Source organism: Rhodococcus sp. YH1, assembly GCF_009939605.1.
Lineage (GTDB): Bacteria > Actinomycetota > Actinomycetes > Mycobacteriales > Mycobacteriaceae > Rhodococcus > Rhodococcus aetherivorans.
On sequence record NZ_WVTE01000011.1, the window covers coordinates 66,432 to 73,431 of the forward strand.

General features: G+C 69.9%; 7 protein-coding genes and 3 pseudogenes. 8 read left to right on the top strand and 2 right to left on the bottom strand.

What is annotated here, in order from left to right; genetic code table 11:
- Window positions 1-77 precede the first annotated feature (77 nt).
- The 3 genes and pseudogenes from AIIKEEIJ_RS01420 to AIIKEEIJ_RS32810 all read left to right on the top strand — a co-directional run.
- A complete protein-coding gene (locus AIIKEEIJ_RS01420; protein WP_006939823.1) occupies window positions 78-611 on the top strand; it encodes a MarR family winged helix-turn-helix transcriptional regulator in 534 nt (177 codons plus the stop codon).
- Window positions 612-725: 114 nt separating this feature from the next.
- The gene (locus tag AIIKEEIJ_RS01425; protein ID WP_006939821.1) at window positions 726-1,922 is read left to right on the top strand and encodes a homogentisate 1,2-dioxygenase; all 1,197 of its coding nucleotides are present in this window, start codon (window positions 726-728) and stop codon (window positions 1,920-1,922) included.
- Window positions 1,919-2,446 (top strand): annotated as a pseudogene (locus tag AIIKEEIJ_RS32810) (hypothetical protein); the annotation flags it as partial. The gene AIIKEEIJ_RS01425 and the pseudogene AIIKEEIJ_RS32810, both read left to right, overlap by 4 nt.
- Window positions 2,447-2,450: 4 nt before the next feature.
- Here AIIKEEIJ_RS32810 and AIIKEEIJ_RS01435 read toward each other — a convergent pair.
- Window positions 2,451-3,197: pseudogene (locus AIIKEEIJ_RS01435) on the bottom strand (TIGR03560 family F420-dependent LLM class oxidoreductase); the annotation flags it as partial.
- Window positions 3,198-3,395: 198 nt separating this feature from the next.
- Here AIIKEEIJ_RS01435 and AIIKEEIJ_RS01440 point away from each other — a divergent pair.
- The 4 genes from AIIKEEIJ_RS01440 to AIIKEEIJ_RS01455 are packed head-to-tail and all read left to right on the top strand — an operon-like array spanning window position 3,396 to window position 6,388.
- A complete protein-coding gene (locus AIIKEEIJ_RS01440; RefSeq protein ID WP_006937175.1) occupies window positions 3,396-4,436 on the top strand; it encodes an AvrD family protein in 1,041 nt (346 codons plus the stop codon).
- Window positions 4,433-5,497, top strand: coding sequence for a beta-ketoacyl-ACP synthase III (locus AIIKEEIJ_RS01445; protein ID WP_050034372.1), 1,065 nt, complete (start codon window positions 4,433-4,435; stop codon window positions 5,495-5,497). Before AIIKEEIJ_RS01440 ends, AIIKEEIJ_RS01445 begins: the two co-directional genes overlap by 4 nt.
- Complete coding sequence (locus AIIKEEIJ_RS01450; RefSeq protein WP_006937172.1) at window positions 5,478-5,729, top strand: acyl carrier protein; 252 nt, start codon at window positions 5,478-5,480, stop codon at window positions 5,727-5,729. Before AIIKEEIJ_RS01445 ends, AIIKEEIJ_RS01450 begins: the two co-directional genes overlap by 20 nt.
- Window positions 5,726-6,388: an HAD-IB family hydrolase gene (locus tag AIIKEEIJ_RS01455; protein ID WP_161994767.1), complete on the top strand. Its 663-nt coding sequence runs from the start codon at window positions 5,726-5,728 to the stop codon at window positions 6,386-6,388. The genes AIIKEEIJ_RS01450 and AIIKEEIJ_RS01455 overlap by 4 nt, the downstream gene beginning before the upstream one ends.
- On the opposite strand, the gene AIIKEEIJ_RS01460 is transcribed toward AIIKEEIJ_RS01455, so the two are convergent.
- Window positions 6,334-6,768 carry an MmyB family transcriptional regulator gene (locus tag AIIKEEIJ_RS01460; RefSeq protein WP_338020890.1) on the bottom strand — a complete coding sequence of 145 codons (435 nt, stop codon included), beginning with the start codon at window positions 6,766-6,768 and terminating at the stop codon, window positions 6,334-6,336. The two genes, AIIKEEIJ_RS01455 and AIIKEEIJ_RS01460, sit on opposite strands and share 55 nt — an antisense overlap.
- A gap of 54 nt (window positions 6,769-6,822) precedes the next feature.
- On the opposite strand from AIIKEEIJ_RS01460, the pseudogene AIIKEEIJ_RS01465 reads away from it, so the two are divergent.
- Window positions 6,823-7,000 (top strand): annotated as a pseudogene (locus AIIKEEIJ_RS01465) (helix-turn-helix transcriptional regulator); the annotation flags it as partial.

The following is a 7,000-nucleotide window of genomic DNA, read 5'->3' on the forward strand; positions in this document are numbered from 1 at the left end:
GCGGACAGCCCGGGTTTCCGTATCGGAATTGATTAACACATATACTAACGCGGCCGTCCTCGGATAAGGTGGCGCCCATGACCGAAGCGGACGCCCGCGACCTCGACTACTGGTCCTTCGTCGAACTCGCGAACCGGCGCCTGAGCAGCCGATACGGCGATTACCACGAGCAGGCCACCGAGGTGCTGCTGACCCTCAACCGGGCCTCCGACATCGTCACGTACGACCTGGAGGCGGCCGTGCACCGCCCGAGGGGGCGGTCGTGGTCGGCGTACCGCCTGATGTTCGTCACCTGGCTTGCCGGCCCCATCGAGCCGAAGGTGGCCGCCAAGCTCACCGGCATGAGCCGCGCCGCTGTCTCCAATCTCGCGAAACCGCTGGTCGAGGCCGGTCTGCTGGCTCGCACCCCGGATCCGGAGGACGGCCGGTCGGTCCGCTTGTCGCTCACCGAGGCCGGCGAGCGGGAGATCGTGGAGACGTTCCGCGCCCAGAACGAGCGCGAGGCCGCCTGGGTCGATGTGCTGACCGAGGCGGAGCAGCAGATCCTCGTCATGCTGCTCAACAAGCTCATCACCAAGCGCAGCCGGTTCGATATGCGCGACCGCAACTGACAACCGATCTTCCCGATGTGGTTGCGCTCACGTCCGAAAACTAGTTAAGGTGTTTACTAACACCGCGGGGGATCTCCGCGGATCAGCCACCCAGAGCCCGAGGAGCGGAATCCCATGGCGTTCTATCGACAGCTCGGCGTCATCCCGCCGAAGCGGCACACGCAGCACCGCAACGAGGACGGCGGGCTGTTCTACGAGGAGCTGATGGGCGAGGAGGGCTTCTCCTCGGACTCGGCGCTGCTCTACCACCGCCACATCCCGTCGGCCATCGTCGACGCGACCGAGTGGAAGCTGCCCGAGCAGGCCACCACCCCGAACCACCCCCTCAAGCCGCGCCACCTGAAGCTGCACGATCTGTTCCCGGAGACCGTCTGGGCCGAGACCGACGTCGTCACCGGCCGCCGGCTGATCCTCGGCAACGCGGACGTGCGTCTCTCCTACGTCGTCTCGACGAAGGAGTCGCCGCTCTACCGCAACGTCGTCGGCGACGAGATGGTCTACGTCGAGTCCGGCACCGCCCGCGTCGAGACCGTTTTCGGTGTGCTCGACGCGAAGGCCGGCGACTACGTGCTGCTGCCGATGGCCACCACGCACCGCTGGATCCCCACCGGCGACGAGCCGCTGCGCGCCTATGTCATCGAGGCCAACAGCCACATCGTCCCGCCGAAGCGCTTCCTGTCGCGGTTCGGCCAGTTCCTCGAGCACGCGCCGTTCTGCGAGCGCGACCTGCACGGCCCGACCGAGCTGATCCAGGTGGAGGACACCAACGTCGAGGTCCTGGTCAAGCACCGCACCTCGCACGGCATCGTCGGCACCCGCTACCTCGTGCCCAACCACCCGTTCGACGTCGTCGGCTGGGACGGCTGCCTGTACCCGTACACCTTCAGCATCCACGACTACGAGCCCATCACCGGCCGAGTCCACCAGCCGCCGCCGGCGCACCAGGCGTTCGAGGGCAACAACTTCGTCATCTGCAACTTCGTGCCCCGCAAGGTGGACTACCACCCGCTGGCGATCCCGGTGCCGTACTACCACTCCAACGTCGACTCCGACGAGATCATGTTCTACTGCGGCGGCGACTACGAGGCCCGCAAGGGCTCCGGCATCGGCCAGGGTTCGATCTCCGTCCATCCCGGCGGCCACGCCCACGGTCCGCAGCCCGGTGCCTACGAGCGGAGCATCGGCGTCGACTTCTTCGACGAGCTCGCCGTCATGGTGGACACGTTCCGGCCGCTCGAACTCGGCGAGGGTGCGCTCGCGTGCGAGGATGCGGCCTACGCCGGAAGCTGGAACCGGGGGCTGCAGAAGTGAGCACTCTCGGAGCCCTGCTGACGGAACTGTGCGACGACGCCGCGCTGTTCCCGCCCGGCAACGCCCCGCTCGATCGCGCCCTGCCGGCCCACGCCGCGCACCGCGTCGCCGACCATGCCGGGCTGGTGGGCACGTTCGTGTTCCCGGCGCCGCGGATCCCGGAGTTGCTCGAGGCACTCGGACAGCGCCCGTTCGGGGGCGACCTCACCCTGAGCCTGACCGTTCCGGGCGGGCCGTCCGCGGTCGTTCCCGCGATGGAGAGCCTGCGCGACGTCGACGGCGTCACCGTGGCCGCCCTCGAGATCGCCGTGCCCGCCGGGGAGAGCCCCGCCGGTGTGCTCGTCGCCCTCGACCTGATCGCCGCCGAGTACCCCGGAGTTGCACTGTTCGTGGAGGTTCCGCGCGACGAGCGCCGCGCCGAGATCCTCCAGGGACTCGTGGGGTCGCGTTACGCGGCGAAGTTCCGCACGGGCGGGGTCGTCGCGGAGGCGTACCCCGACGAACGGGAACTCGCCGACGCGCTCGGTGCAGATCGCGGGCGCGATCGCCGTTCTCGTCGATCATCACGTAGCCGAGGTAACTGACGTCCAGGGACGCCGGGTCGCGGCCGAGCTCCGCGCATCGCGCCCGGACGGCCGCCAGCTTGCGCGGTATTTCGCGTGCGGCGCACAGGATATTGAGATGGTCGGCCCAACGAGCCGCGAAGGCGAACGTCCGTCGTTCGCCCCCGCCGCCGATCAGCACCGGCAGGTCGTTGCGCAGGCGGGGTTCGTTCCGGGCGTCCTCGGTGTGGTACCACCTGCCGTCCACCGAGGGGCGTTCGCCCCGCAGCATGGGCACGACGATCTCGAGCGATTCCCCCAGGCGTTCGAACCGCTCACGGAGCGAACCGAACTCGAAACCGTAGGTCCGGTGTTCGAACTCGTACCAGCCCGCCCCCAGCCCCAGCACGGCGCGGCCACCGCTGATCACATCGACCGTGGTGACCGTCTTGGCCAGCAGGGCCGGGTTGCGATACGTGTTGCCGGTGACCAACGCCGACAACCGGATCGACGTCGTCACCGCCGCGAGCGCCGCGAGCGTCGTGTACGCCTCGAGCATCGGTTCGTCGGGCGAACCGATCAGGGGCAGTGGATAGAAGTGGTCCATCACGAACACCGTGTCGAACCCGGATCTCTCGGCCGCGCGGGCCTGGGCGGCGACGGTGGGGAAGATGTCGGTGGCCGGTCCGGGATAGGTGAAGTTCGGGATCTGGTAACCGAGTCGGATGCTCACGGACCGCAACCGTAGCGCCTCCGAAGTGCCTGTGCGCCAACGAAAGGTGACGCGGATGCCGGCCGAACCGCGTCGGGGCCGGTCGCAGCGTGGTGGTGCCGACACCAGGATCGACACACCCTGGCTGGGGCGGCGACGCCGCTTCACGATGGTGCCGGACACCGTGTTCGGACACCGATGTGATCTGGGGGTAGACACATGGCAGCGGCCGTGGCACAGGGCAGTTTCACGCTGGACTCACCGAGCCGATACCTCGGTCCGGCCGAGGACAGGTTCTTCGGGGCCGGCTATCGCCGAGTCCGGCAGAACCTCCGCTTCGCCGGTCTCCTCGACCATCCGGCGACCGGGATCAGGGCGAATGCCGGCGTGGAATGCCCGTCGGACTGGTCGACGAAGGGTACGACGGCGCAGCGCCCGCACCTGAGCACGATCGACGTTCTGCTCGTCGCCACGCGGGCGGCCGGCGCGGTGATCGGGGCCGCGTACGGTCTCGACGAGGCCGATCTGGCGGCGGCGTGGGTGCGGTCGGTGGTGATCCGCGCGGCCGCCGCGCCCGTCGAGCACGACCTCGGAAACCTGGACGTGACAGCCGAACACGTCCGATCCGAGGTGGAGCCCGGTCGTGCCGAGCACGCCGGACGGAGTGCGTGCGTGGACGCGGTGCGGGTGCGGGTCGCCGGCTTCGCGGTCGAGCTGGAGGTCGTCCACCCCGGAGTGGGGACGCCCGCGTCGCGACTCGACCCGGCCGTGGCCGACCGTCTGCTCGCCCACGCGGCCGGACCCTACGCCGACGGGTACCGCACCCACGAGATGCGCACGCAGGACATCCGCGTGGACGGTACCGTCGCGCACGCCCGGTCGAGGCTCGTCGCCGGCCCCGGCGACGGCATACCCGGCGCCGGACTGGCCGCGCGGTACGAGCCGCACGTGACGCTCGTCGACGCATTCGTGGAGACCCTGCAGCTCGGCCAGATCCTGATGTACGAACTCGACGGGATCGACCGCGCCACGAGCAACACGCTGTGGATGCGCCGCACGGTTCTGCACACCGCCGATCCGGCCGTGCAGACCGAGGCCGAGGTGCCCGTCACCGTGACGCTGGAGGCGCTCCGCTCCCTCGCCCGGGGCGGCGCGCTGTGGCGCGCGTGCGACATCGTCTCCGAGCGGAACGGCACCGCCGTGCGCTGCTCGGTCGCGCACGAACTGCCGGCGCCCGCCGCCGGATCGGACCTGCGGTGACCACCGCAGCGGGCGACCGCGACCGGGGAACGCGCGCCGCCGTGATCGCGGGAATCGGCGGATACGTTCCCGGGGAGGCGATCCCCAATACGGCGTTCGAGCACCGCCTCGACACGAGCGACGAGTGGATCCGCCAGCGGACCGGAATCGGATTCCGGCACTTCGTGTCCGCCGGCACCGCCACGAGCGACCTCGCGGTGGCCGCGAGCCGGCGAGCCCTGGCGTCCGCGGGAGAACACGCCGTCGACATGGTGATCCTGGCGACGACCACCCCCGACCATCCCTGTCCCGCAACCGCACCCAGCGTCGCCAGCCGGCTGGGCCTCGGGCCGGTCCCGGCATTCGACGTCGCGGCCGTGTGCAGCGGCTTCCTCTACGCCCTGATGCTGGCGGAATCGACGATCCGTTCGGGCGGTGCCGAGCGGGTGCTCGTCGTCGGAGCCGACTCCTTCAGCACGATTCTCGATCCCGGGGACCGGAACACGGCGGTGATCTTCGGCGACGGAGCCGGCGCCATGGTGCTGCGGGCCGGACACCGCGACGAGGACGGTGCCGTACTCGCGACCCACCTGGGTTCCGACGGGGGACAGGCGGACTTGATCATGGTGCCCGGGGGCGGCTCCCGGGAACGAACCAGCGAATCCGCCTCGACCGGATGGAACCGCTACTTCACGATGCAGGGCAAGCGGGTGTTCGAGGCGGCCGTGGCGGCGATGTCGGAGTCCGCGGCCTCCGTCATGGGCCGGGTCGGCTGGACACCGGCGGCGGTGGATCGCCTCGTGGCGCATCAGGCCAACCTCCGGATCCTCCGATCGGTGTCCTACCGGCTCGGGCTGCCCGCGGAACGCGCCCTCGTGCACCTGGACCGGGTCGGCAACACGAGCGCGGCGTCGATTCCCCTCGCCCTCGCCGACGCCGCCCAGCGGATCGGGGCGGGAGAACGCATGATCCTCACCGCATTCGGCGGTGGAACCACCTGGGGCGCGGCCGCGGTGACGTGGCCGCACCTCGTCTCTTCCCACTCTCACACAGGAGCGCAGGATGACTCTCTCGTATCGTGACATCGCGGCCGTCGTCGACGAGCACTTTCCCGAATTCTCCGGCCCCATCGACGAACACACCACCTTCGACGACCTCAGCTGCGACTCCCTGGTGCTCGTCGAGCTCGGGTCGATCCTGTCCGCCCGGTACGCGATCGACGTCGCGGAGGAGGACATGGTGGCGGCGCACACGTTCCAGGGCGTGGCGGACCTGGTCAACCGCCTGCGGGTGGACGACGTCGCGACGGCGTGACCGCACGATGCGCGTTCGTCGACGTGGACGAGACGCTCGTCGCGCAGGTGACGCTGTTCTCGCTGCTGCTGTTCGACGGCGCCGAGCGTGGCGTCGGCGGGCAGGCGCGGGCGCACCTCGCCGGACTGCGGTCGCTGAGGGCGCGCGGGGTGCCGCGAGCGGTGACCAACCGGGCGTACTACACGTGGTGGCAGGGTCGTTCGCTCGCCGAGGTCGCGGCCGCGGGCCGACGGTGGTTCGCGCGACAGCTGTCCGAGGGCGGGTTCTTCCACGAAGCCGTGCTCGCGGACCTCGCCGCGCGGACCTCGGACGGTTTCGCGATCGTTCTCGTCTCCGGGTCCTTCGCGCCGGCCCTGGATCCCATCGCCGAACACATCGGTGCGGCGGCCGTGCTGTGCACCGACCTGGAGTCGTCCGCGGGGCGATACACCGGCGTCGTGCGCGCCACGATGCTGGGCCCGGACAAGGCGCGCGCAGTGGCGGCGTATGCCCGTGCCCACGGAACGGATCTCGGCCGCTCGATCGCGTACGGGGACCACGTCTCGGATGCGCCGATGCTCGATCTGGCGGGGGAACGCGTCGTGGTGGGGGAGAGGATGCCCGGTTATCCCGCGACGCGTTCGATCCGCACCGGCGTGTCCGAACCGGTGGACCGATAGCCGGATTCGGGAATCTGTAGAACGAGGGCCCGGCTCGGATCGGACCCGAGCGGGAACGAGACGGTGCGGAAGTCGATGCGTCCGAACTCCTCGTGGCGGAAGGCGAGGAGTTCGGGCGGTTCCGCGCACACGGAGCGTTCGTCCCACAGCGCGGCGAACGCCTCGCTCTCCCGGCAGAGCCGGCGCGCGGTCTCGGCGAACACGGGATCGTCGACGTAGCGCGCCACCTGGAGACGGTACCGGCCGACGAGACTGCGCGCCGTGGCCTCCGGATCGCAGTACCGCTGTGCGCGACCGTCTTCCGTGAAGAACCGGACCAGGCAATTGGTGCCCGCCCGGATGTCGAGCAGGTCCCGGGCCGGGATGTTGGCCACCTCCACGCACCAGTGCCGGTTGACGATGTAGGCCGGCTCGCGGAAACCGTCGACGATGTACTGGAGCAGATCGTCGCGAACTGTGCTGCGCTGCTGCGTGTTCGGAGACCGGTCGGGCTCTCCTGGTACACCTGGCTCGAGCAGGGCCGACCCATCAACGTCTCATCCCAGGTGCTCGACGCGATCTCGCGCGCCTTGCGCCTCGACGACGCGGAGCGGATCCACCTGCGGCTGCTCG